The organism is Methylocaldum sp. GT1BB, assembly GCF_051027545.1.
GTDB lineage: Bacteria > Pseudomonadota > Gammaproteobacteria > Methylococcales > Methylococcaceae > Methylocaldum.
This window is the reverse complement of sequence record NZ_CP194902.1, coordinates 3,244,848-3,266,892: the sequence shown is the minus strand read 5'-3', so window position 1 is coordinate 3,266,892 and position 22,045 is coordinate 3,244,848. Positions and strand designations below refer to the sequence as shown.

The 22,045-nt window shown below is 55.3% G+C and carries 21 protein-coding genes; 8 read left to right on the top strand and 13 right to left on the bottom strand.

Features of this window, described 5'->3' with window-relative positions:
• Window positions 1–8 precede the first annotated feature (8 nt).
• Window positions 9–1,400, top strand: coding sequence for an ammonium transporter (locus ACR2TX_RS16055; protein WP_077732329.1), 1,392 nt, complete (start codon window positions 9–11; stop codon window positions 1,398–1,400).
• A 78-nt stretch (window positions 1,401–1,478) separates the two neighbouring features.
• Here ACR2TX_RS16055 and trxC read toward each other — a convergent pair whose 3' ends face one another.
• The 8 genes from trxC to ACR2TX_RS16015 all read right to left on the bottom strand — a co-directional run bounded on the left by trxC (window position 1,479) and on the right by ACR2TX_RS16015 (window position 8,502).
• Entirely contained in the window at window positions 1,479–1,898 is a 420-nt protein-coding gene (trxC, locus tag ACR2TX_RS16050) for a thioredoxin TrxC (RefSeq protein ID WP_133718684.1), read from the bottom strand.
• A 24-nt stretch (window positions 1,899–1,922) separates the two neighbouring features.
• A complete protein-coding gene (locus tag ACR2TX_RS16045; protein WP_077732327.1) occupies window positions 1,923–2,231 on the bottom strand; it encodes a hypothetical protein in 309 nt (102 codons plus the stop codon).
• A gap of 128 nt (window positions 2,232–2,359) precedes the next feature.
• Complete coding sequence (locus ACR2TX_RS16040; protein WP_077732326.1) at window positions 2,360–4,060, bottom strand: AMIN domain-containing protein; 1,701 nt, start codon at window positions 4,058–4,060, stop codon at window positions 2,360–2,362.
• Window positions 4,061–4,408: 348 nt separating this feature from the next.
• Window positions 4,409–5,833, bottom strand: a complete 1,425-nt coding sequence (locus ACR2TX_RS16035; RefSeq protein WP_077732325.1) for a sigma-54 dependent transcriptional regulator — start codon at window positions 5,831–5,833, stop codon at window positions 4,409–4,411.
• Window positions 5,834–5,937: 104 nt separating this feature from the next.
• Window positions 5,938–6,441 carry a hypothetical protein gene (locus ACR2TX_RS16030; protein WP_434130096.1) on the bottom strand — a complete coding sequence of 168 codons (504 nt, stop codon included), beginning with the start codon at window positions 6,439–6,441 and terminating at the stop codon, window positions 5,938–5,940.
• A gap of 17 nt (window positions 6,442–6,458) precedes the next feature.
• Window positions 6,459–7,175, bottom strand: a complete 717-nt coding sequence (locus tag ACR2TX_RS16025; RefSeq protein WP_434130094.1) for a C39 family peptidase — start codon at window positions 7,173–7,175, stop codon at window positions 6,459–6,461.
• Window positions 7,172–7,531, bottom strand: coding sequence for a hypothetical protein (locus ACR2TX_RS16020; RefSeq protein ID WP_086135627.1), 360 nt, complete (start codon window positions 7,529–7,531; stop codon window positions 7,172–7,174). Before ACR2TX_RS16020 ends, ACR2TX_RS16025 begins: the two co-directional genes overlap by 4 nt.
• Before the next feature lie 92 nt (window positions 7,532–7,623).
• Entirely contained in the window at window positions 7,624–8,502 is an 879-nt protein-coding gene (locus ACR2TX_RS16015) for a hypothetical protein (RefSeq protein WP_077732322.1), read from the bottom strand.
• 628 nt (window positions 8,503–9,130) lie between these two features.
• Here ACR2TX_RS16015 and ACR2TX_RS16010 point away from each other — a divergent pair.
• The gene (locus tag ACR2TX_RS16010) at window positions 9,131–9,550 is read left to right on the top strand and encodes a secondary thiamine-phosphate synthase enzyme YjbQ (RefSeq protein WP_077732321.1); all 420 of its coding nucleotides are present in this window, start codon (window positions 9,131–9,133) and stop codon (window positions 9,548–9,550) included.
• A gap of 324 nt (window positions 9,551–9,874) precedes the next feature.
• Here the strand turns inward: ACR2TX_RS16010 and ACR2TX_RS16005 are convergent, their stop codons facing one another.
• Window positions 9,875–10,018 carry a DUF2897 family protein gene (locus ACR2TX_RS16005; protein WP_240502640.1) on the bottom strand — a complete coding sequence of 48 codons (144 nt, stop codon included), beginning with the start codon at window positions 10,016–10,018 and terminating at the stop codon, window positions 9,875–9,877.
• Window positions 10,019–10,185: 167 nt separating this feature from the next.
• Here ACR2TX_RS16005 and ACR2TX_RS16000 point away from each other — a divergent pair, with 167 nt between their 5' ends.
• Genes ACR2TX_RS16000 through mepA form a run of 3 tightly spaced genes read left to right on the top strand, consistent with a single transcriptional unit; the run spans window position 10,186 to window position 13,364 of the window.
• Complete coding sequence (locus ACR2TX_RS16000) at window positions 10,186–11,436, top strand: hypothetical protein (protein WP_077732320.1); 1,251 nt, start codon at window positions 10,186–10,188, stop codon at window positions 11,434–11,436.
• Window positions 11,429–12,511 (top strand): hypothetical protein, encoded by a 1,083-nt coding sequence (locus ACR2TX_RS15995; RefSeq protein WP_077732319.1) that lies wholly within the window; start codon window positions 11,429–11,431, stop codon window positions 12,509–12,511. The genes ACR2TX_RS16000 and ACR2TX_RS15995 overlap by 8 nt, the downstream gene beginning before the upstream one ends.
• Window positions 12,512–12,545: 34 nt before the next feature.
• Window positions 12,546–13,364 (top strand): penicillin-insensitive murein endopeptidase, encoded by an 819-nt coding sequence (mepA, locus tag ACR2TX_RS15990; RefSeq protein WP_086135075.1) that lies wholly within the window; start codon window positions 12,546–12,548, stop codon window positions 13,362–13,364.
• A gap of 244 nt (window positions 13,365–13,608) precedes the next feature.
• Here mepA and ACR2TX_RS15985 read toward each other — a convergent pair whose 3' ends face one another.
• Together ACR2TX_RS15985 and ACR2TX_RS15980 are read right to left on the bottom strand one after the other, a co-directional pair.
• Window positions 13,609–14,373 carry an ABC transporter permease gene (locus ACR2TX_RS15985; RefSeq protein ID WP_077732317.1) on the bottom strand — a complete coding sequence of 255 codons (765 nt, stop codon included), beginning with the start codon at window positions 14,371–14,373 and terminating at the stop codon, window positions 13,609–13,611.
• 27 nt (window positions 14,374–14,400) lie between these two features.
• The gene (locus ACR2TX_RS15980; RefSeq protein WP_077732316.1) at window positions 14,401–15,339 is read right to left on the bottom strand and encodes an ABC transporter ATP-binding protein; all 939 of its coding nucleotides are present in this window, start codon (window positions 15,337–15,339) and stop codon (window positions 14,401–14,403) included.
• Between the two features lie 152 nt (window positions 15,340–15,491).
• Here ACR2TX_RS15980 and ppx point away from each other — a divergent pair, with 152 nt between their 5' ends.
• Window positions 15,492–16,997: an exopolyphosphatase gene (ppx, locus tag ACR2TX_RS15975; protein WP_156879436.1), complete on the top strand. Its 1,506-nt coding sequence runs from the start codon at window positions 15,492–15,494 to the stop codon at window positions 16,995–16,997.
• A gap of 666 nt (window positions 16,998–17,663) precedes the next feature.
• Here the strand turns inward: ppx and ppk1 are convergent.
• Both ppk1 and msrB read right to left on the bottom strand, forming a co-directional pair.
• Window positions 17,664–20,003, bottom strand: a complete 2,340-nt coding sequence (ppk1, locus tag ACR2TX_RS15970; RefSeq protein WP_168175526.1) for a polyphosphate kinase 1 — start codon at window positions 20,001–20,003, stop codon at window positions 17,664–17,666.
• Between the two features lie 208 nt (window positions 20,004–20,211).
• The gene (gene msrB / locus ACR2TX_RS15965; RefSeq protein ID WP_077732314.1) at window positions 20,212–20,727 is read right to left on the bottom strand and encodes a peptide-methionine (R)-S-oxide reductase MsrB; all 516 of its coding nucleotides are present in this window, start codon (window positions 20,725–20,727) and stop codon (window positions 20,212–20,214) included.
• A gap of 185 nt (window positions 20,728–20,912) precedes the next feature.
• On the opposite strand from msrB, the gene ACR2TX_RS15960 reads away from it, so the two are divergent.
• A complete protein-coding gene (locus ACR2TX_RS15960) occupies window positions 20,913–21,359 on the top strand; it encodes a hypothetical protein (RefSeq protein WP_139841136.1) in 447 nt (148 codons plus the stop codon).
• A 236-nt stretch (window positions 21,360–21,595) separates the two neighbouring features.
• Entirely contained in the window at window positions 21,596–21,856 is a 261-nt protein-coding gene (locus ACR2TX_RS15955) for a hypothetical protein (RefSeq protein WP_434130092.1), read from the top strand.
• Window positions 21,857–22,045 lie beyond the last annotated feature (189 nt).

Genomic DNA, 22,045 nt, shown 5'->3' with positions numbered 1-22,045 from the left:
AAAACAACATGAAACGAATCCAGATCGCCCTTTTCCTGTTCATGTCGCTGTGTTTCACAGGAATTGCATTCGCCGAAGAAGCCCCCGCTCCGGTCCCCGATAAAGGAGACGTCGCCTGGATGATCGTAGCCACCGTATTGGTTATTTTGATGACCATTCCGGGGCTGGCCTTGTTCTACAGTGGCATGGTCCGCGCCAAGAACACGCTGTCCGTTCTCATGCAGGTGTTCGTGATTTTCTCGCTAATGGCGCTGTTATGGGCGATATACGGCTACAGCATTGCGTTTACGGAGGGAAACGCCTTCTTCGGCGGGTTCAGTAAACTGTTCTTGAAGGGCGTGACGCCGGAATCGCTCGCCGGTACGTTCAGCAAAGGCGTCTATGTTCCCGAATACGTCTATATCGTATTCCAAGCAACTTTCGCGGGTATCACCCCGGCACTGATCGTCGGCTCGTTCGCCGAACGCGTGAAGTTTTCCGCAGTACTGCTGTTCATGGTTTTGTGGTTCACGTTCTCCTATCTTCCGATGGCCCATATGGTCTGGTTTTGGGCAGGCCCGGATGCGTACACGGATGCCGCCGCCGCCGAAGCCGCCGGCGCGACGGCTGGTTTTCTTTTTCAAAAGGGAGCACTGGATTTCGCCGGCGGTACCGTGGTGCATATCAACGCCGGCATAGCAGGACTGATCGGCTGCCTATTGATCGGCAAGCGCATCGGCTACAAGAAGGAATTTATCGCACCTCATAGCGTAACGATGACCATGATCGGCGCATCGCTGCTTTGGGTCGGCTGGTTCGGCTTCAACGTCGGATCGAACCTGGAAGCCAACGGCATCGCTGCGCTAGTCTTCGCCAATACCTTGCTGGCGACCGCAGCAGCGACCTTGGCCTGGATGTCGGCCGAATGGCTCGCTCGAGGCAAGCCCAGCATGTTGGGTGCCGCGTCGGGCGCAGTCGCCGGGCTCGTCGCCATCACACCGGCCTGCGGCTTCGTTGGTCCTATGGGCAGCATCGTTCTCGGCCTGATTGCCGGTGCCGTCTGCTTCTGGGCGGTGACCAGCTTGAAAAACATCTTGGGCTATGACGACTCGCTCGATGTATTTGGGGTTCATGGCATCGGCGGCATCATCGGCGCGTTGGGAACCGGCATATTCGCCTCTCCCGACCTCGGAGGCGCCGGCGTATACGATTATGTGGCCAATGCCGTCGGCGAATACGACATGATGGCCCAGGTCATCAGCCAGGCTTGGGGCGTGGGAACCGTCGTCATCTGGTCAGGGGTGGTCTCTCTCATCGCCTACAAGATCGTGGACATGCTGATAGGGCTTCGGGTCACGGAAGAGATCGAGCGTCAAGGGCTCGATACGACCGAACATGGAGAAACCGCCTACCATCTTTAATTTGACAGCCTCTTGTCATGTCTATAGCGGGCGTCTTCGGACGCCCTCTTTTTTGCTACCGGCGCGATTCGAGCCCGATCAACGGGACAAAATCCAATTCCGGAGATTGGCCGCATTCATTGCGCCCATCGCCCGATCGACCTCTTTTCCGCCGTCGAACATCAATAGAGTGGGAATGCTGCGAATATTGAATCGTCCCGCAAGAGCGCTTTCCGAATCGACGTCGACCTTGGCAAAACACACTTGCCCAGCCAATTCGCTCGCCAACTGATCGAGCACCGGCGCCATCATTTTGCACGGTCCGCACCAACTCGCCCAAAAATCCACTACGACAGGCAAATCACTTCTTCCAACATAGGTTTCGAAATCCCTCTCGGTCAGATTTGCCGGCTGCCCGTTAAGGATTTCTTGGCGGCAACGCCCACATTTCGGACGATCTCTAATCCGCTCCGGCGAAACGCGGTTTACGGTCATGCAGAAAGGACAGACGATGTGCATATCTTCACTCCGATTCCGCTTCTGCTATTCGTCTTCTAAATCGCGATCGGGGTTCCAGCCCAAGGCTTTTGCCCGAGCAATCGCCTCCTCCTGAATGCGCAGATATTTCTGGAGAAGCTCCTCCGGAAAGTTGTGCACCGAAAATCCGTACTGATCCCAGGTTTGCTGAACCTTTTCCCACAAGTTCTCGATGCCCCCCGCTTGCCATCCCTCACAGGTCTCGGATTCAGGAATCAGCCCGAATGCCCAGGCGTCCCGAATGATGCGGCCGATATCCGTCATACCGCCGTAGCGGTCATTATGTATTCCGACATACGGTTCATTATTTTTCATGCCAATGCACAGATCCCAGTCAAAGGGCCATTCTACAAAGGTCCAGGATGAAGTACAGCATGCCGGCGCTGGTCGCCTTCTTCACCGGCAAGAATACGACGCTCAAGCTTGAAACGGTTTCACGAAAGTCAATTAAAAGGCGAAAAGGACATCGGCAATCTCAAGGTCAGCTTGACGTCCTGCGCATCTTCCGTGGCTCCGATGCTCACCGATAGATTTAGGCTGGTGTCTCTGGTGAGTTTGAACGAATACCCCAAAAGGAACTCCCCGATATCCAAACTCGATCCGGAAACGGATTCTCCGTCCACTTCCGTATCGAATACGTGCTTATGCGAGTATCCGATGCTGAAGGATGATCGTTCGTTAATGCTGAACCCCAACCCGAAGCTTGCTCCTATCGAGTCGCCGGGATCGATCGTTCCGACATCCTCATCAGTCTCGAGGGTGTAGCCATAATTGAGATTTGCGTAAAACACGGCCGGATCGGTCGGGTAGAGCGCCGTAATACTCGGCTGAACACTAACGTAACCCGAGCCGGTCGGGAGCTCTGTCGGAAAGCGGGCGCCCGGCACACCCTGAGCCAGCACATAGTCCACATCGTAGGGACTTTTTCCTGTGGGAATGGTAGTTGCGAGATTTCCCACGAATATCGGCCAACCGTTGGCTCCGCCATTAAACTGATACCGTGCCGTAAACTCGATATCGCCCAAACCGGATCCATCGGCATTGAAGGTCTCATCCACTCCGGCACCGATTGAAACAGCTCTCGATCGCTGCATGTCCTCTCTGTAAAGGAAAGGTACGCGGCCACTGATTTCGAGGCGATCGGTTACGCCGTAGCGGCCGGTAATCGCACCGATAAACGTATGCCGGTCGATTTCTCTAAGATCGATCAATCCGATGGCAATGGCCGGAACAAACGTAAACGCGTCAAGAAAAACCCGATTGTTGCTCGCGTAGTTGTATTCCAGCGATGGCTCCACAATCAGGTGGCCCTTCGGCGTCAACACGCCGCCTACGGTCTCCGAGATCCTGGGCAGTTCCGGGGGCTTCGGCTTCGCCTCCGGTTCCGGAGCTTGTCCGACCGGACCCTTGGGCATAGCCGGCTGTCGGTTATCGGCAACTTTGACGGGACCGGGAGGCTGGTCCTTGATTCGTGCTGCTTGTGCCGTACCGGGGTTTGTTGCAGTCTGTTTGGCGGGCGCACCGCCGGCTATACGTTCGAGCTGGTTTTGCAGGGTTTGAAGCTTTCGTTGCTGATCCTCGAACGCTTTCTTCTGAAGATCCAGTATCCGTTGCTGCTCGGCTAAGGCCCGCCGCAACTGCTCGATTTCGCTGCCTTTCGCCGCGTCACCGGCAGCCTTTTTGCCTTGAGGCACAAGAACGGCTCTCGATTTTCCCGCACTCTTAACGCCCGGCGCTTGGCCCGCACGCGCCGCCAATGCGGGCTTCGGAAAATCCACCAGAAGCTTGGGCGAAGCCCCATAGGAAACCGGCTCCCAAAACTGGGTAAAAGTCGCGGGCTGTTTTAAGTCGACGATCAGGCGCGAATCGTCATCGCTTTCTGAACCACTGATTACGCGCGAAAACAGGGGATGATCCCGAGGAGGTTGGGGGAGTGTTCTGCTGATTCGGCCGCCGGGAAACTTGATAACCAAGCGATCCGGGCCATCCAAAAAGGAAGCTTGCACCGAGACATAATCCGAAGCCGTTATCTCGAGCCTAAGCGCATCGACCGACTCTCCATACCTTATATCGGTGATTTCCGCTCCCAAACAGTCGGAAACTAGAAATACCCCAAAAATCGAGGAAATAACTAGTACACGCACTGACGTACCCTCCCTGGGTCCATGTCTTATTTTTGTGACGTAACAGAACGTACTTTAATTTGACTGGTTTGGCAAGTTATTTTCGAAGGATATGCGTGTACCAATAAAGCCTTGATTAAAAGAAAAATAGCCCTGCCCGCCATAAATAAATGACGGGAATATCTTGGACGCAAAGGAAATGCCTCGACGATGATCTAAGTCTTTCATGTCGTGAGGCGTTAAAGATCCGATATCGGCCCAAATCATGCGGCAGATATGGCGGTATAAATCATAAGGCGTATTTTATCAGTTCATCATTAATATATTATTCGATAATAAACAAACATATTTAGATGATCCAACGATAACTTATCCGGCGACATGCTCAACGCCGGGAACCGTAATGGAATGCTTTTCCATCAAGCGATATAGCGTCACGCGGGAAACTCCGAGCCGGCGTGCCGCGCTGGTAATACTTTTGGATTCCGACAACGCAGACATCACGGCTTGTTCGACGGCTTGCGCTTTTATCTCTCTAAGCGTTCTTCCACTGAATTTCGCCGGACGGGATAGCCCCAAATCCACCTCGGTAATCAGACGACCTGTGGAAAGAACGGCAGCTCGATTCACGCAACTCATCAACTCCCGCACGTTTCCAGGCCATGAATAATCGAGAATTGCCGAAACCGCTTTTTTCGACAGACGCTTCGAATTCCGCCGCTTCCCCTGATTAAATCGATCGACGAAATATTCCGCGATTTCAGCTGCGTCGGTATCCCGTTTTCTTAACGGCGGTACATCGATCTGCAATACATTGAGACGATAAAACAAGTCCTCTCTGATTACGCCGGCAGTCACCGCTTCTCGCAAGTTCGGGCTTGCCGAAGTAATAATCCTTACATCTATCGGACGTGATTCTTTAGAACCGAGGGGAGTTAACTCCTTTTCCTGCAAAAACCTTAACAGTGAGACTTGCCCCAACGGAGAGAGATTTTCGATTTCGTCCAAAAACACGGTACCGCCAGCTGCGGCTTCGAAATGCCCTACTCTCTCCTCGACCGCGCCAGTAAACGCTCCCTTGTTATGGCCGAAGAATTCGCTTTGCACTAGCGTGTCGGGAATGGCGCCGCAGCTCACGGCGATGAAAGGTTTTTCCGCCCTGGACGACAAGCCATGGATTGCCCTCGCAATGAGTTCCTTGCCCGTCCCGGTCTCGCCGGTAACGATTACCGGCTCATCACTCCGGCTGATTTTTTGGACATTTTCATAGACCAGCGACATTGCTTTACTGGACCCGATCAACCCAAACCTCTGATTGATCGCTAGACGAAATTCTCCGCGACTGGCCTCCGCCAGTTTTGCCGCGCCGTAAGCGTGCCCAAGCGAATATGCCAGTCTACGGACATCTACGGGGGTCGTATGAAAATCGAAAAAGAAAGAGCTCAAAAAAGAGGCGTGCTCAATAGAACCCATACTCCCTGGATCGACGATCGCAATCCACTCGGTAGACGAGCTTTCATTGATTACTTCCAATAGCCCGCTTTGCGTTTCCTCACTGAAACTTGCATCGAGCAGGACGACACCGACATAGATCTTGCTCGATCTGAGATGCCTTATCGCATCTCGCGTATCCATCGAGATGTGAGCCTTCCAGCCCTTTTCAGCGAGACTCTTCGCCAGACCGAGCGAGTCAGCCCAACCCGGCTGAAGCAAGATTAAATCCCTAGAATCGCCCCAGGCCTGATTGGCCGGAAACACCCTTTCGATTCGAGAAATCCCAGCTGTTAGTTCCATCTGTTTTCCCTTCCTTTTGATTATACAACACAGGACAATATTCCCTATTATTACAAGAACCTATGTAATTATATCTCCCTATAAATAAGCCGCTGCTTTAGATATTATGGAGCAAACCCGCCGCCGTACGGTCCAAAACCGTTAAAATCCATACCCTTAAGATTTGAAATGGTTAAATCGATGGACCGCATCATAGTTATTATCTGATTATCCATAGTATTTTGAATAACTGCCATGTTGTTCGTCCCAGCATCCGACATCGCGAAATTGTTGGGACCATTATTTACGGTCACTCCGCGCAACTGATCGATGGAAAAATCGTCGGCCAGCGCGAAACGGTCCGAAAACTGTTCTTGTCCATTGACAAATACGGATGTGGCCAAGGATAAGTCAACAACCATCCCGTTGTCCAACACAAACCCGGCACGCAACTCATCAAGCTCTGCGTCCTCGGCCGCTGTCCAGCCGGGAAGCGACTCAACGCCTCCCTGCCCACTTGCCGCACAGATTTTTATTGCTTGAGGGATCGAAGCAAGAAAGATGACACTCAAAACCAGCCGCATGACATCGAATTTCTTCGATGCTCGAACATCCTTGGCCGACATCATGATATTACTCCTTGTTTCTAAAAATCATATCTTCCCGGTTGTAGCAGGTTGAAGGAGGCGAGACTACCGTTATCGACTGCCATACCCAATGGGGCTTTCGGACTCAAAGCCCATTCTTCACCGCTGTTGAAATATTTGCCCGCAATATTCTTTTTATTTCGAATAACAAAAAGGATGCGGTTGTCCCATAATTCTCTAAACGTCTGAAGATCCACCCTTTTCAAACCCATGGCCGGATCTCCAAGCAACACAGCGGAGTCGTTCGTGCCTTTTATGATGACGAAGTGCAAATAGCCCTTATTATTGATAATAGTAATCGCGGGCACCTTCGCCTGAGCCAGCTGCTCCAAGCCGATTTTGTAACCGTCAGCCTTGTACCCTCGGCGTTCGAGGTATTGTTTCATGTCCAGCAAGGAAAAACCTTGCTGTTGTATTCTCTGCTGGTCGCCATGCTCCCACATGTCGCCGAAGACTTCCAATTCGCCGACCGTATCTTCGTAATGGAATGACAGCAAACTCGCCAGCGCTGCCGAGCCGCAGCTGAAATCATACTGCTGCTTCAGAATGGTCTTGAACCGTCTCTCCGCGTAGCTCGTTATGCCGATGTTATAGAATCCCGGCCCCGCCACTCCATCGAAAAACTGCACGGAGCCGGCGCGAACCTCCGACACCGTGCTCATAACACAGAGAACGAGCAAAAGACTTGAACGAAAAAGACCGGTACTTTCGCTCATGGCGTTATGGTGACGTTGACGTCCGTGAGATTTTGAATGATTACGTTGTTTCCGGTGTTTTGAATGACCGATATGATTCCGCCGGCATCGGTGAACGCGCTGCTATCGATACTGTTATATGTGGTCATATTACTGGTATTTGCGGTGTTACCAGCCATTGTCGCCTTGAGCGCGCCGCGGGCGAACGCCAAATCGTCCACGCCCTCGCGGGCCCGCTCCTCGCCCAAATCGCCGCTCCCAACCGCCGCATACGATTCGGAAGCGAATGCGACTTCGTCGTCGAGACCGCTTGCTTGGCCGGTCGACCAAAAACAACTGACGAGAAAACATAGGCTTCCAAGCAATCCTTTTTTCATCGTTCACACCTTCTTTCCTTTAGGCTTTGGCAGAGAGCCGGTGAGCGTTTCGGCGCTCACCGGTACCCTAATCGGCTGTTATCTCGTCAATTTCAATTGTTGACGTTCACGGTGCCAAAAACATTGGTGCTTTGTTGAATCAACGAGGCGTGGCCCAGGTTTTGGGAGAGCTGAACGATACCGGCGGCGCCGTTGGCTGAACCGTCGATGCTGTTGGATGAAGCCGCAACCGGCACCCCTGCCTGGACAGCGACACCGACCGGCACTACAACCACATGCTCGACTTCCCCATCTAGCTCGACCTTGGTACTGTTGTCGATCTCCACTTCGCCGCCCCTATGGACGTTAAAAGCATTCCCGTCGCCGGCGACCGAAGCCGAATTTACCTCGATCTCCCCGCCATTCTGCGCGCTTAACGCATTCCCGCCACCAGTGGCCGAGGCCGAGGTATAGTCGATCTCACCGCCGTTCTGGGCAGCAAAAGCATCCCCGCCAGCGTTAGCCGTTGTGTTTTCGCTCTGGTCGCGAGTTGCCGTGCCCCCGTTGTTCGCGGCTACACCGTCGTCCTCGGCCTCAGCTTCGCTGTTGTCGGCAGAGGCCGTGCCGTTGCCGGCCGCGGCAACAGAACCTTCGTCCTCCGCCTCAGCTTCACCAGCGTTGGCCGTGCTCCCGTTGTTCGCGGCAGCAGAGTTTTCGTCCTCGGCCTCAGCTTCGCCAGCGGTGGCCGTGCCCCCGTTGTTCGCGGCGGCAGCACCGTTGTTCTCGGCTTCCGCTTCGCTTTGGTCGTTCGTCGCATTCCCGTTGACCGCAGCAGCGGAATCCTCCTCGGCGTCAGCTTCGTAGCTCGCGTCCACCGCTACATTTAGGTTATTGTTTTGGGAGTCGATCTCCGCGTCAGCCCATGCCCCCGACGAGAAACCCAATGCCAGGCTGATACCGACCGCCAACAAAGTCTTATTGAAGTTCGTCATCGTATGTCTCCTTAAATTCAGTGGTTACCGGGCTGAACTCCAGCTCTGACCCGGAGCGTTCTTCCAAACGCCGCCATATTCCCAACAATTTTCGTACCACGGCGTTATGTCGCTGTTTTTACGAATTTTTTCGAAATGACGCGGTACTCGTTTTTGTAAATGTAGTGGAACGTCCGGCGTCCCCTAGTGGTGCTTTGAAACCCAGTTTCTTATGTATCGTAAATAGCAACTTCTAGCGGAAAGCCCGATCCGATCGTCCGTAGATCATTGATAGTTAAATCTTTTTAGACTCAGGGCGGTGCTGATGATGGCGTTTCCAAGAAATGTAAAATTTTCTGACACCGGAGCCTCCCGCCAATTTTCGCGGGCAAAAATCACGGCTTGAGAACAACATCAATCTGTCGCACCATTCGCAGTTATTAATCAGGCCCGTAAATACCCTCCTGGTATTTCGGGCCGCCGCCCAGGCCGGTACAAGCCCGGCCTGGGCTCACGCGGCTTGTCGCCGCGCCGGGGCATCCCTGCCCCGGATTAACCCGGCCTATATTTATAGGCCGGGTTAATGAAACCGACTGCATTCGTTGTCCCTGAAAAAATACAGCCCCCGAACAACAGGAGCACCTCAGACATGAAAAGTTACCGTAAAGAACTTTGGTTCGAAGCACCGAGCCGGATCGCTTTTATCAACATTACCCATCAGGTGGAGACATGTCTGAGAGAAAGCGGAGTGCGGGAAGGTCTCGTTTTGATTAACGCCATGCACATCACGGCATCGGTCTTCATTAACGATGACGAGTCCGGTCTGCATCGCGACTTCGAAACCTGGCTCGAAAATCTGGCTCCGCACGAACCGATCAGCCGCTATTTCCACAACCGCACTGGCGAAGATAATGGCGATGCCCACTTGAAACGGCAGGTCATGGGCCGGGAAGTGGTCGTGGCGATTACCGGCGGACAGCTCGATTTCGGCCCGTGGGAGCAAATTTTTTACGGCGAGTTCGACGGCCGCCGCAAGAAGAGGGTTTTGGTGAAAATCATCGGCGAGTAAGCCGATCAACGACGGTGGAAGCGAATTTCGGTTCCCATGGGAGGGGCAAAGGCCGATAGGCCGTGCCCCATCCCCGGCATCGATGGGCTAGCGGCGCTTTACTCGCCCGGAAAGCCAGGCTGGGCCTGTTCAGGTTGACTATGAGCCTATCCCAGTAGGCCGTTCGCCCTGAGCTTGTCGAAGGGTTTCTTGAGCCTACTGGGATAGGCTCTAAGACCACCCATGGCCTCACGGCAAACGTCGTTTGTCGCTTCCGGATCCCGGCGAATTTGCACCCATCCCGCTGCGCCATCAGGGGAAAGACTCGGTAGCTTCTTTAAGCTCTCACCAGTTCTCGTCATCGTCCTTGTAAGGCTTTGGCTTGACCGAGTCGGGGATCTTGGGCTTTTTCGCGGTTCGAAGCAGAATCATCAGATTACCGAGAATAATGGCAACCACCAGCACTATCGCGATCCAAAACATTCCCATAAAAATCACATCTTCACAAATGCATGAGTCAGACTCTAGGATAAGCCGGAAACGCGCCCGCCCCCAACCACTCTTACCGTTTCGACACCGATGCCGGGAAAATTGCTCAACCATCAACCCTCGATAAAATCCGAACGGCAGAACATCTGCGCCAAAGGCTACGCCCCATGATCAAAACAACCTGGCACATAGGCCAATTGTTAAATGCCGTTCAGAGTACCTTCATCGGCGTGCTGCGCGTTTTGTCGATCCCGATCGTCCTACTGCTCAGTGTTGCAGAGGGATACAACACCTGCTACGGCCTCAGCTATTTCATTCCTCAGTGGATCGCGCTGATCATGACGATCGCCGTGCAATCCATGATCGTGATTTGTACTTTGGAACTGGCCGGCATGCGCTGGCGCGCCAATCGCTTGCGCTATCTCAGCGTGGTGCTGTCGCTGTTAGTGGCTCTGACCATATCGATATCGTTCGCCTATTTCAGGTTTTACGAATTTTCCCAGCGCGATGCCATCCTGCTCGAACGACAGACCAGCGTAGTCCATGACGCGAACCGCTATATCGAAAGCGTGGTCGGTCTCAAGAGCCAGCTCACGGCGGCTCAGCAGAAGCGCGTCGAGCAGGCGTCGGAGGATGCCACCCGGGCTTACCTGGGCACTCATCCGGGCATGCAGGGACAGATAGGCAAGGGCAAAGTCTGGGGTTTTTACAATGAGATTCTGCAAAGCGAACAAGCCAGGCTGAAACAACTGAACACGTATTCCGAGAGCATGGAAAACCGTTTGTCCGAGGTGAGAGGCTCCCTACAGGAATTTTCGCTTCAGGTAAACAATTCCGAGGCTTACGAAAGGCTGGTCCGGAACTTCCAGAGTCTGCAAGGAGAAGCGGAAATCCTGGCCGCGACCTATGGTACGCCACCCATCGAGGCACCCCGGTTCGGCTCCTATGCCGAGTTTTCCCTCGGCATCACGCCGTCCTTTGCCATGTGGAAGAACATCTCTTGGTTTACCCTGGCCTGCGCCGCCATGGTGGACTTCTTCATCCTGTTCCTCTCCTACCGGCTGGAATCCACCGCGCCCGGCCCGCTTACCGAAGAGGAAAAGGAACTGGCCTATCTGGGACTACGCCAGTTCGGCGAATTCACCATCAACAAGAATGACGAATTGGAATTCGTGATCGAGAAAACCGAGCTGGAACGTGCCCGCCGTTATTCCGACTGGACGCGGATGTTTTCCGTGGCGTTTCTATTGAATCGGGGTTATCTTCGTAAGATAAACGATAAATCGGTGGAGTTCGCCCCGAACCTCTACCCGATCATCGCCGAGCGCATCAGGCCCCGGCAGACAACCGAAACTCCCGGGGAACCGGCCAACGAGAGCGAGCTCAAAGACACCCTGACGAGGAAAGGTTATGTTTGAGGACAACCCACTCGACTCCAACTCGCATTGGGAAGCGGGTTTCGAAGGCGACCGCCGCATCGTCGTCTCCGTTCTCGGCCCTTACCGCCGCGTGTTTCCTCGTCCAAACCGCTTTATCCGGCGTTTTTACCACCGTGTATACGAGCTGAAAATCGAAGATTGGCAGATCCCTCTGGAACCTCTGAGGCTGGGAACCCTTTGCACCATCGAAGCCGAGTTGTCGATCCGCTTCCAGCCAACCATTAAATACGCACACGAGCATCTCGACCACATTGCGAACCTCGGCGCCTATATCCGAGCCAATTATCTAACGCTGTTGCAGGATGCGGCGGAACACGAGTTGCGACAATTGGAACAGACGGAATTCGAGGATAACCACGTTCTAATGGAGCGCCGCATCGAAAACATCGCCAACGAACTGCTGGCCATGCGCGAAATTCAATGCCGCACACGCTGCACGATCCGAACTGTTTTCGCCGAGCTGGATAATATCGAGGAGTATGCCGAAACCGTCGACGCCAAGCACAACGGCATCTATCTCGAGTTGGTCCGGCGCCGCCGTCAGCTCAACGAAAGGCTGGCGAGGGAGCACTACGAACGCGAGACGAACGAACGCAAACTTAAGCTCGAGCACGAAGAACGAATGCTCGAATTGATTCGGCGCGAGGCCGAACTGCGCAAGGCGCAACGGGATCATGAGACCGAGCACGTCCGCGCCGAATTGACGACGGAAGAAACCCGCGCGGCCGAGCAGTATGACAGCGAAGTGCGTCTCCGCGAGGCGCGCATTCACCACGAGACACGTTTGAAGCAGTTGGAACTGGAGGCCGACCTGGCCGAAAAAACCCGCCGGGCAGGAGCCTTGGATGATGTCGAAAATCAGCTCAAGCGGGAAATCGAGTTGCTCGCTTTGGAACGCCAGCGCCTACTCCTGGAAGAGGAAATACACGACGTCAAGATCGCCAAAGCCAAAGGCTGGGTCATCAACGCCAAGCGTCGGTTCCCTTTGGGTGAAAACTCCAAAACGCTGAATTCGCAGGATTCCGGCGTCGCACAAAACCCCGGCAGCGACTAAGTCTCGCTGTCGCGCATTCCCAACACTGGCCGCCATGCGTTCGATCCGACGAGCACTGATTCTTTTTTTTGCCGTTCCCGGCGCTATTCTCGCTAATCCCTGGGCGGAGGTTCCCGGCCCGATCAAAGGCCCTCCGCGCGCAATCGGCGAAACCAACAACGGCTGCGTCAGCGGGGCGGCCGCTCTGCCCACGGAAGGCGATGGCTATCTCGTCATGCACTTGGAGCGGAAGCGCTACTTCGGCCATCCTTCGTTGATCCGGACGATTCAGACCTTGGGCAAGCGCGCCCACGAAACTATCGGGGTGATTCAGGTCGGCGATCTCTCTCAAGCGCGGGGGGGACCCATGCCTTTCGGCCACCGCAGCCATCAGACCGGCCTCGACGCCGACGTCTGGTTCAACCTCGATCCCGGCCTCTATTCGAATGCGGACGGATGGCGCGCCAACATTCCCGCCCCGAGCCTGTTGAATCGCGCCGGGAACGGGTTGGATCGCCGGCTTTGGAGTACGCAGCACGCGCGGCTGTTGAAACTGACGGCGACTATTCCCGAGATCGATCGGGTCTTCGTAAATGCGCACATCAAGCGCGAACTTTGCCGAACGGTTCGGGGAGACCGCAGCTGGTTACGAAAAATCCGCCCCTGGTACGGCCACCACGACCATTTCCACCTTCGCCTCACCTGCCCCGCCGAGAGCCCCGAATGCGTCCGGCAGCCCCCCTTACCGGCCGGTGACGGCTGCGATTCAAGCCTTTCCTGGTGGTTTCAAAAACACCCGCCGGGCCCGACCAAGCCGGAGCCGCCGAAGCCCCCGATGCCTGGCGCCTGCCAAATGCTCCTGAACGGCGATTAAGGCGCCGGCACTCGATCATTTTCCAAAAGAACCGGCGGTGAGTGGAACGCCGAATATCGTTCCCTATCGGGGAGGAGCCACGGTGTTGAAATCCCGAGGGTCCTCCATGGACGCAACGAGCGCGGAATAATTTATAGGTGTTTAGAGCCTATTCCAGTCGTCACAAAACCCTCCGACAGGCTTAGGGCGAACGGCCTACTGGGCCTACTGAGATAGGCTCTTAGAACTCTTTCCATTGCTGAGCTTAGGTCTTAAGCCCGGTGCCGCGCCGGAGCAAGACGAGGCTCCAGGCTACGAGGATCGAAATCGAGCCGCCGATGATCAGGAAAGCAGTCCGGATATCCACGTCGGAGATCCCTACGAATCCGTAACGAAAGGCGTTGACCATATAGAGAATCGGATTCGCCAGGGACACCTTCCGCCACAATTCGGGCAACAGCTCGATGGAATAGAAGACGCCGCCCAAGTAAACCAGCGGCGTGAGAACGAAATTCGGGACGATAGAGATGTCGTCGAAGCTGTTGGCGTAAACCGCATTGATGAACCCCGCCAGCGAAAACAGCGCCGCGGTCATGAAGAACACGCTCGCGATGAGACCGGGATGAGCCGGCCGTACATCGGTGAAAAACATCCCGACGATGGCCACCACGCCGCCCACCGCCAACCCGCGGGCTATCCCCCCGCCGACGTAGCCTGCCAGAATGATCCAGTTGGGTATCGGCGAGATCAACAACTCCTCGATATTCCGCTGGAACTTGGTGGAGTAAAACGACGCCACGACGTTGCCGTAGGCATTGGTGATGACCGACATCAGTATGACGCCCGGCACGATATAGTCCATGTAGGACATCCCGGCCATCGGCCCTACCCGCCCGCCGATCAAGGTCCCGAAAATCAGGAAATAAAGCGAGGTGGTGATCGCCGACGGCAGGATGGTCTGCGGCCAGATGCGGACGAAACGGTGAATTTCCTTGAAAAGAATCGTTTTAAATGCAATGAGGTGATGCATGTGATTGATGTATGTCGGACAACTCGGTCAGGCGGTTTTTCGCGCCGGGTCTATACGCTGGTTTTCCACCAAATCAATGAATAGCTGCTCCAAGCGATTCGCCGCATTGCGCAGACTGACCACTTCCATGCCCTGCGCGGCCAACTGATCGAGCAAGCCGTGCAACCCCAGATCCATGGGCACGTCCACGGCCAAGGTATGGTCTTCGAGCGGCTCCAGCTGGTAGCCTTCGACCGTGGGAGCGAACGGCGCGGGGTTTCTCAGCTCGAGGATATAACGATTGGTGTGAAGCTTTCTCAATAGATCCGCCATCGCATTGTGCTCGACAATGTGTCCGTGATTGATGATGGCGATGTGGCGGCACAGATTTTCCGCTTCTTCCAGGTAGTGGGTCGTCAGGATGATCGTGGTGCCTTCCTGGTTGATTTTCCGCAGGAACTCCCACATCGAGCGGCGAATCTCGATATCCACGCCAGCCGTGGGCTCGTCGAGAATGAGAAGTTTCGGCGAATGGACCAGGGCCCGGGCGATCATCAGGCGCCGTTTCATGCCCCCCGAAAGATGGCGCGACACACTGTTCCGTTTGTCCCATAGGCTGAGCTGAGTCAAGCATTCTTCCGCGCGCTGCAACGCCTCTTTCCGGCGAATGCCGTAGTACCCGGCTTGGTTGACGACGATATCCAAAACCTTTTCAAACTGATTGAAATTGACTTCCTGCGGCACAAGGCCGATGCAGCGCTTGGCGGCCTCCCGCTCTTTATCCAGATCATGACCGAAGACTTCGACCGTTCCGCTGGTCTTTCTGACCAAGGAACTGACGATGCCGATCGTGGTCGACTTCCCGGCGCCGTTGGGCCCCAAAAGCGCGAAGAAATCTCCGGCTTTCACATCGAGATCGATGCCTTTCAGGGCTTCAAAGCCGTTCTTATAAGTTTTCCGCAGATTACGAATGGAAAGGGCGTTCATTTCTGGCTGTTTTTGCCGGCAATATTTGTAAAAATACGGCTGCGACGCGAGAATCCCCGACTTTGAAATCACGCGCCGGGCCTCTCGATAACCGCAAGATTGTAACAAATACCACCCCTCTTAAATTCTCCTCTTACGCTTCCTACGGTTCCATGAGTCAATCGCAAAAACACCCTCCCGAGCACGTCGCAGCCGTGGACCTCGGTTCCAACAGTTTTCACATGGTCGTCGCGAAGCTCCGGGCCGGAGAGCTGATCGTCGTCGATCGGCTTCGGGAGATGGTCAGGCTCGGCGCGGGGCTCAACGCCCAGCGTCATCTGACCCAAGACGCGCAGCAGCGCGCGCTGGCATGTCTCGATCGTTTCGGCCAGAGGCTTCGGGATCTGCCGCCGGGATGCGTTCGAGCGGTGGGCACCAATACCTTGCGTACGGCGCGCAATGCCGGCCAGTTTCTGATCCAAGCCGAAAAAGTGCTGGGATATCCGATCGACATCATATCCGGTATCGAGGAAGCGCGGCTGATCTACGAAGGCGTCGCACAAAGCCTGGCGACGGACGGCAAGCGGCGGCTGGTGATGGACATCGGCGGTGGCAGCACCGAATACATCATCGGCGTGGACAAGGTCCCGCTTCGCAAGGAAAGCCTGCGGATGGGCTGCGTATCCATGAGCCTCGCTCACTTCTCCGACGGCAAGATCACCAGCAAGCGCTTCAAAAATGCGGTCATCGCGGCTCAACATGAACTGGAGCCGTTTGAATATACCTTTCACAAGGACCATTGGGACGAAGCCGTAGGCGCCTCCGGAACTTCGCGGGCGATCCGAAAAATATTGGTCGGCCGCGGGTGGAGCAAGGACGGCATTACTCGGGATGGGCTAGACCGGCTGGTCGATACGCTCTTGAGTCTCGGACGGGTCGACAAATCAGGATTCCCGGATCTCAACCCGGACCGTTATCCGATCTTCGCCGGCGGCCTCGCCATCTTGCACGCGACTTTCAAAACGCTGGGCATCCAGCAGATGCACGTTTCCGATGGCGCCTTGAGGGAGGGCTTGCTGTACGATCTCCTCGGCCGGATCTACAACGACGATATTCGGAGCCGAACGGTGGCGGCGCTCGCGACTCGCTATCACGTGGACCTGCAGCAGGTCGGCCGTGTTCAGGAGACGCTGAAATCGTTTCTGGACCGGATTCCGTCGATCGGCGGCATCGATCGGGAAACGGCCGAACAATGGCTGAATTGGGCGGCGAGCTTGCACGAAATCGGCCTCGATATCGCTCATAGCCAATATCACAAGCATGGCGCCTACATCATCGAAAACGCCGACTTACCCGGCTTTTCGCGCCAGGATCAGGTGCTGCTGGCCGCCCTGGTACGTGTCCACCGGCGGAAATTCCACCTCAAGTATTTTAAGGAATTGACTCCACCGTGGAATGAGGCCGCACGGTCCCTGGCGGTAATGTTGCGGCTCGCCATCGTTCTGAACCGCAGCCGGCACGGCAATCCGCCTCCCGATATCGCATTCGGCTTCAGCGATTCCAGAGTCGATCTACGGTTCCCGAGCCAATGGCTGGAGAATCACCCCCTAACCGCCGCCGACCTTGAGCAGGAAGCCGGCAATCTGGGCGCTGCCGGGATCGAACTGACTTATCTCTGAGAGGGTGTGCGAGACGCGTCACGAGTGCCCCGAGGACAAGCCTGTCCTGAGCTTATTCCATTCGGCATTCGAGTGAACATTATTAATCAGGCCCGTAAATACCCTCCTGGTATTTCGGGCCGCCGCCCAGGCCGGTACACGCCCGGCCTGGGCTCACGCGGCTTGTCGCCGCGCCGGGGCATCCCTGCCCCGGATTAACCCGGCCTATATTTATAGGCCGGGTTAATAGAGCGTTTTCCATCCCGGTGTACGGATTCGTTCCGGGAGGGGAGAGCGTAGGTCGGCAATCCCTTCCCAATCGCAAACGGTCGCTTTAGTCGCGACCCTTCCAATCGCAAACGGCATTTCTGGGAGCGCCAGAGCTGCCCTTCCGACAAAGCCCTTCGCCGAGCCGATACGTCGGCAAGGGATTGCCGACCTACATATCCAAATCCCTTACACCGATTCGGAAAACGCTCTAATTGTAGGGTGGGTTAGGCGCGCACCGCCACGAACCGTTCCGTGACCGCAGGGCTCTCTACGCGCCGTAACCCACCGGTTCCGCGGCCTTGCCCGGTGGGTTATGGCGCGCGGAAACGCCGAAGGAACTTTGCCGGTTCCGTGTAATGCGCGCCTAACCCACCCTACAAAATTTAATATTGAAAGCGATTTGGAATCAGTCCTCTTTCAACTCACTTTCTTCAATTGCTCCAGCAAAACGGACTGCGCTTGAATACCGCGCGGATTATCGGGCTGCGGGCGCTGATAGCTTCCGTCGGAAGCCAGCAACCAAGCTTGGCTGTCGTCCCGGAGATAAAGGTCTAAATCGGCCCGAATGCGGTCGGCCAGTTTTTTGTTCTCGATGGGAAAACAGATCTCGACGCGACGGAACATGTTGCGAGGCAGAAAATCGGCGCTCGTGAGATACACTTCCGGATGCCCGCCGTTCTCGAACCAGTAGACCCGGCTGTGCTCCAGAAATCGCCCGATAATCGAGCGGACTTCGATGTTTTCCGAGACGCCCGGAATTCCAGGGCGAAGACAGCAGATTCCGCGGACGATCAACTTGATCTCCACCCCGGCCATGGAAGCGCGGTAAAGCGCCTGGATCAACTGCGGCTCCGCCACCGAATTCACCTTGATGATGATGCGAGCGGGACGGCCGGCCAACGCATGCTCGATTTCGCGGTCGATTTTCTTGAGCAGGGTCTGATGCAAAGTGAACGGCGATTGCAACAGCTTGTTGAGCCTCCCGACTTTGCCCAGACTGGTGAGCTGGACGAACACCCGGCGGATGTCCTCGCCAAGTTCCTGGTCGGCGGTCAATAGCCCGTAGTCGGTATAGAGCCGGGTCGTGCGCGGGTGATAATTGCCCGTAGAGAGATGGGTGTAATAGCGCAGGTGCCGCCCCTCACGCCTGAGGATGAGCAACATCTTCGCGTGCGTCTTGTATCCGACGATGCCGTAGACCACCTGCACGCCCGCCTCCTGCAAGCGCGTTGCCAGCGAAATATTGGCCTTCTCGTCGAAACGCGCCCTAAGTTCCACCACTACGGTGACTTCCTTGCCGGCGCGGGCGGCTTTGAGAAGAACGTCCACAATCGGCGAATTCGGACCGGTACGGTACAAGGTCTGCTTGATGGCGACCACATGCGGATCGTCGGCGGCCTGCCGGATCAGTTCGATGACGGGCGTGAAAGATTCGTAAGGATGATGCAGCAGGATGTCCTGTTTCTTGATCGCCTCGAAGATATCCCGTCCTCCGGCGAGCTGGCCCGGGAATCCGGCCGTGAACAGGGGATATTTGAGATCAGGCCGATCGATCAAATCGTAGACTTCACGGGTGCGACTGAGGTTGACCGGGCCGTCCACCCGGTAAAGCCGATCCTCGGTGAGTCCGAACTGGCTCAGCAAAAACTCGACAATCTCATCCGGACAATTGTCGGCCACTTCCAACCGCACTTCGTCTCCGTAATTGCGGGTGCTCAGTTCGCCTTCCAAGGCGCGGAGCAAATCGTCGACTTCTTCCTCGTCCAGGTACATTTCGCTGTTGCGCGTCACCCGAAACTGATAGCAGCCGCGCACCTTCATGCCGTAGAACAGATCGTCGACGAAGGCATGAATGATGGACGAAAGAAACACGAAATCGTACGGGCCGCTCTCGGTTTCGCCTTGCGGCAGCTGAATGATACGAGGCAAGGCTCTCGGCGCTTGCACTATGGCGAGCGTGATATCGCGCCCGAAAGCGTCCTTGCCGGATAACGGCACGATGAAGTTCAGGCTCTTGTTCAGGATGCGCGGAAACGGATGCGCCGGGTCCAGGCCGATAGGACTCAGGATCGGAAGCAGTTCCTCCTCGAAATACTTCTTGAGCCAAGCGTGCTGGGAGGGATTCCATTCGCTCCTGCGGACGAATCGGATGCCCTGTTCCGCCAACAAAGGCAACATCACCTGATTCAATACCCGATACTGCTCGGCCACCAGCTCGTGGGCGCGCGCGCTGATCGCGGCCAATGTTTCCTGGGGCGCGAGACTATCGGGCTCGGTTTGGGTCGCCCCCAAATCGGCGAGCTGAATCAAACCGGCGGTGCGCACCTCGAAGAATTCATCCAGATTCGAGCAGGAAATGGAAAGAAAATTCAGGCGCTCCAAAAGCGGCGTGTGTTCGACCTTGGCTTGTTCGAGCACACGCCGGTTGAACTCCAAAAAGCTCAGCTCACGATTGATATAAAGCTGGCCATCGGATAAATCGATGGAACCGACAGCGCTCTCGCCCTCGCTCCCGGCCTCGGCCGAACCTTCCGCGCGTTTGTCCAGCAGTCTTCGGGCGCCGCTCGCCTTTTCCATGTCGCCCACCAGATACTTGGCCGCCCGAATCATGCGCATGGCCTTGGCTTTATTGAATCCCGCCATTTTGACCAATTGCTCGGCATCGGCGTTCGCCAATTCTTCGACCGAAAATATTCCGTGCTCGGCCAAGATGGTTCGAGTGGACTTAGTAATGCCTTTTACTTGGTTGATGATCAAACGTGTATCCCCTAATTGTTCTGATTCGGCAATCATAGCGCACCGCGGTCCGCTCAAAGTTGGGAAAACGCGGCGAATTGAAAACACATATGGCATGTACCGGTCGACTGCCGTTACGACCGGTTCTTGGAACGAGAACGAAAATACGCGGCGATTTAGCGGCTAAATCGGTCTCGACAAGCCAGACCCGTCAGCTTTTTTTGTTTGGTCACTTCGTCTTTTCGAAAAGAGCCCGGTACTCCCCGTAGCCTTCTTTTTCCAAATCTTCCTTGGGGATGAACCGCAAAGCCGCCGAATTCATGCAGAAGCGCTTTCCGGTGGGCGGCGGACCGTCATCGAACACATGACCGAGGTGCGAATCGGCGTGCTTGCTGCGCACTTCGTTGCGAACCATGAACCAGGATCGGTCCTGCCGGTAAGCGATGTTGCTCGGCTCCAACGGCTTGGTGAAGCTCGGCCACCCGGTGCCGGAATCGAACTTGTCGAGAGAACTGAAGAGGGGTTCGCCCGACACGACATCGACATAGATGCCTTCTCGGTGATTGTCCCAATACTCGTTCTTGAACGCTCTCTCGGTGCCATCTTCCTGAGTCACTTTGAACTGTTCGCTCGTCAGCTTCTTGCGGAGTTCCTCCTTGCTCTCGTTTTTGAACTGTGACGAATCCCACGACATGGCCAGGCCTCCATAAGACAACAAGGTAAGCAATAATAACAAGGCTTTCATGATGTTCCTGCGTCCGCTTTCAAAAATACCGGCGCGCTTCTCTTTCTGGTTTTTCTTATGTGTCAGCCGATTTCGACCTCTATGACAAACAAAATCGGTCGAAAAATCCTTTGACGTAAAACACCGAGGCATCCGATCCGTCTAACTTTATCTCGCCAACCGAATGGAATTTCCGGGAGGGCAAGATGCGACCGGAGTCAAGGAAAATCCCAGCAAGAACGGCCGATGCGCTATTGATGCTGATGGCCGTCTTATTCTCCAGATCGATTTTGGCGACGGGCGACGAGCTCGCCATGGTCGTAGGCTCTCATTCTTTATTGAGACCTCCAGCCATGATAGCCGTCAAGAAAGGCGCGATCCTGCACGGGCTGGACGCCAGAATGTATTCGGCCATTCATAAAGCCCGCCGGGTTTGGACGCGGCACGGAAAAACCCTGGTCGTTACGTCGGGCTTGGACGGCCGGCACAAAAAGGGGAGCCTGCATTATGCGGGCTTGGCTGTCGATCTCCGTTCCAGATATTTCGTTCCCTCTACCCGCAAGAAGGTCACTCGCGAATTGCGGAGGAGTCTGGGCGACGGGTTTCAAGTGATCGGCGAAAAACATCATATCCACGTGGAATACGATCCGTGAAACGAGATGTGGCAAGCTTATAAGTTCCTTTCGATATTCACTGCGTTTCTCGTCATCGCCCTTGATTTCACATGACGGGCCGAGTTTTCGAGTCCGCAGTTTGCGATAATTCCCATTTTCAAGCGCGCCGCGGTCCTGCAAGGGTTCGTCATTCGTGAAACGCGCTCATTTGCCGCGGTCTTTGAAATTCCAAGGCAAGATTAATTCAAACCCAGTCCAACCGGGGGGATTCGGCCATGGCCGACGAGACTTCCAATCTAATCGATCTTCAAGCACTCCGAACGAAACGACTCGCGGAACGGAGGAAAGACAAATCACGCCTTCAGGAAAGATTCGGGCGGGAGTTTCTCCTGGATCTTTTTTGGTACGAACACGAACGAAAACCCGCCTCCGCTGCCGAGTTAGAGCAATTCCTCGAGGCAAGGGGCCTGCCCACCATGACGGACTCGGCGCTTTTTCGCGGATGGCTGATGCGCCGCCTCCGAGAAGATGCCTAAGTCGGCGTGGTCCGCGTCGAGCGGGGCTCAACGACTCCAGCCAAAAGCTCCCTCATATAAATAGCTCGCCGCGATCTCTCAGCCCGTTTTATTCGTCGCCTATTGTGTGCAATTATCCGGTTTGTGAACCAAGACGGCCGCGATGCCATTGCGCCTTCGGTTCTCGTCTTCCAGCCAGGCACGGACGGT

What these genes read in the sequence shown, in the direction of transcription:
- ACR2TX_RS16055 (WP_077732329.1), top strand. Translation starts at nt 9, where the DNA reads ATGAAACGAATCCAGATCGCCCTTTTCCTGTTCATGTCGCTGTGTTTC.
- trxC (WP_133718684.1), bottom strand. Translation starts at nt 1,898, where the DNA reads ATGCACATCGTCTGTCCTTTCTGCATGACCGTAAACCGCGTTTCGCCG.
- ACR2TX_RS16045 (WP_077732327.1), bottom strand. Translation starts at nt 2,231, where the DNA reads ATGAAAAATAATGAACCGTATGTCGGAATACATAATGACCGCTACGGC.
- ACR2TX_RS16035 (WP_077732325.1), bottom strand. Translation starts at nt 5,833, where the DNA reads ATGGAACTAACAGCTGGGATTTCTCGAATCGAAAGGGTGTTTCCGGCC.
- ACR2TX_RS16030 (WP_434130096.1), bottom strand. Translation starts at nt 6,441, where the DNA reads ATGATGTCGGCCAAGGATGTTCGAGCATCGAAGAAATTCGATGTCATG.
- ACR2TX_RS16025 (WP_434130094.1), bottom strand. Translation starts at nt 7,175, where the DNA reads ATGAGCGAAAGTACCGGTCTTTTTCGTTCAAGTCTTTTGCTCGTTCTC.
- ACR2TX_RS16020 (WP_086135627.1), bottom strand. Translation starts at nt 7,531, where the DNA reads ATGAAAAAAGGATTGCTTGGAAGCCTATGTTTTCTCGTCAGTTGTTTT.
- ACR2TX_RS16015 (WP_077732322.1), bottom strand. Translation starts at nt 8,502, where the DNA reads ATGACGAACTTCAATAAGACTTTGTTGGCGGTCGGTATCAGCCTGGCA.
- ACR2TX_RS16010 (WP_077732321.1), top strand. Translation starts at nt 9,131, where the DNA reads ATGAAAAGTTACCGTAAAGAACTTTGGTTCGAAGCACCGAGCCGGATC.
- ACR2TX_RS16005 (WP_240502640.1), bottom strand. Translation starts at nt 10,018, where the DNA reads ATGGGAATGTTTTGGATCGCGATAGTGCTGGTGGTTGCCATTATTCTC.
- ACR2TX_RS16000 (WP_077732320.1), top strand. Translation starts at nt 10,186, where the DNA reads ATGATCAAAACAACCTGGCACATAGGCCAATTGTTAAATGCCGTTCAG.
- ACR2TX_RS15995 (WP_077732319.1), top strand. Translation starts at nt 11,429, where the DNA reads ATGTTTGAGGACAACCCACTCGACTCCAACTCGCATTGGGAAGCGGGT.
- mepA (WP_086135075.1), top strand. Translation starts at nt 12,546, where the DNA reads ATGCGTTCGATCCGACGAGCACTGATTCTTTTTTTTGCCGTTCCCGGC.
- ACR2TX_RS15985 (WP_077732317.1), bottom strand. Translation starts at nt 14,373, where the DNA reads ATGCATCACCTCATTGCATTTAAAACGATTCTTTTCAAGGAAATTCAC.
- ACR2TX_RS15980 (WP_077732316.1), bottom strand. Translation starts at nt 15,339, where the DNA reads ATGAACGCCCTTTCCATTCGTAATCTGCGGAAAACTTATAAGAACGGC.
- ppx (WP_156879436.1), top strand. Translation starts at nt 15,492, where the DNA reads ATGAGTCAATCGCAAAAACACCCTCCCGAGCACGTCGCAGCCGTGGAC.
- msrB (WP_077732314.1), bottom strand. Translation starts at nt 20,727, where the DNA reads ATGAAAGCCTTGTTATTATTGCTTACCTTGTTGTCTTATGGAGGCCTG.
- ACR2TX_RS15960 (WP_139841136.1), top strand. Translation starts at nt 20,913, where the DNA reads ATGCGACCGGAGTCAAGGAAAATCCCAGCAAGAACGGCCGATGCGCTA.
- ACR2TX_RS15955 (WP_434130092.1), top strand. Translation starts at nt 21,596, where the DNA reads ATGGCCGACGAGACTTCCAATCTAATCGATCTTCAAGCACTCCGAACG.